A 255-nucleotide genomic window follows, 5' to 3' on the forward strand; every position below is an offset into this window, starting at 1 on the left:
AATCGCAACTTAAAGATAATCCCAAGTATACTGAAGCCTTAAAGATTTTAGATAATGGTTTTGAGGATGCCATTCAATATATGTTAGAACCCGAAGCTTTTCATGTTTCGTTGCGCACAACCAATTCTGTTGAGCGTCTGAATCGTGAAATTAGACGGCGAGACAGAGTGATTGGAATTTATCCAAACATAGCCTCTGCAGAGCGTTTAATCGGTTCGATATTAATTGATTTCCACGAAAATTGGGAAAATAACG

At 37.6% G+C, this 255-nt stretch carries 1 protein-coding gene; it reads left to right on the plus strand.

The genetic code is table 11. The features are described 5' to 3' along the window. The coding region (locus ACEN33_RS12565; RefSeq protein WP_407095223.1) for a transposase at positions 1 to 255 on the plus strand (255 nt) is incomplete at both ends.

It is taken from the genome of Ruoffia sp. FAM 24228 (genome assembly GCF_045528575.1).
GTDB classification, from domain to species: Bacteria; Bacillota; Bacilli; order Lactobacillales; family Aerococcaceae; genus Ruoffia; species Ruoffia halotolerans.